Annotated in this window: 1 protein-coding gene; it reads right to left on the bottom strand. The window is 65.7% G+C overall.

Going from position 1 to position 705, the window contains the following annotated elements; all coding sequences use genetic code 11:
• Positions 1 to 705: 3-deoxy-7-phosphoheptulonate synthase (locus EOA60_RS35765; RefSeq protein ID WP_164899914.1), on the bottom strand; the 705-nt coding region annotated here is incomplete at both ends.

Below are 705 nucleotides of genomic sequence, written 5' to 3'. Positions count from 1 at the left end.
GGGTTGAGCAGGTCGATAAGCTCCAGCAGGCCGTCCGGCGTCAGCGACGGACCGCATTTCAGGCCGAGCGGATTCTCGATGCCGCGGCAATATTCGACATGCGCATGGTCGGGCTGGCGGGTGCGGTCGCCGATCCCGATCATATGGCCCGAAGTCGCGTACCCATCGCCGGAAGTCGAATCGACGCGGGTCAGCGCCTCCTCGTAGCCGAGCAGCAGCGCCTCGTGGCTGGTGTAGAAATCGGTCTCGCGCAGCGCGAAATTGGTTTCCGACGTGATGCCCACCGCGCGCATGAAATCCATCGTCTCGGTGATGCGGTTGGCGAGCGATTCGTATTTCTCGCCCTGCGGGCTGTCGGCAACGAAGCCCAGCATCCAGCGATGCACGTTCTCCAGGCTGGCATAGCCGCCTTGCGCGAAGGCGCGCAGGAGATTGAGGGTCGCCGCCGACTGGCGATACGCCATCTCCTGCCTTGCGGGATCCGGGATGCGCGACGCGGCGTCGAACTCGATGCCGTTGATGATGTCGCCGCGATAGCTCGGCAGCGTCACGCCGGCCTTGGTCTCGCTGTCGGAGGAGCGCGGCTTGGCGAACTGGCCGGCGACGCGGCCGACCTTCACCACCGGCTGCGCGCCGGCGAAGGTGAGCACCACCGACATCTGCAGGAAGACGCGAAAGAAGTCGCGGATGTTGTCGGCGCCATGC

Origin of the sequence: Mesorhizobium sp. M1A.F.Ca.IN.020.06.1.1 (assembly GCF_004023265.1) — a bacterium.
Taxonomy (GTDB): Bacteria; Pseudomonadota; Alphaproteobacteria; order Rhizobiales; family Rhizobiaceae; genus Mesorhizobium.
Note: the sequence above shows the minus strand (reverse complement) of the source record. Positions and strands in the feature narration are given on the sequence as shown.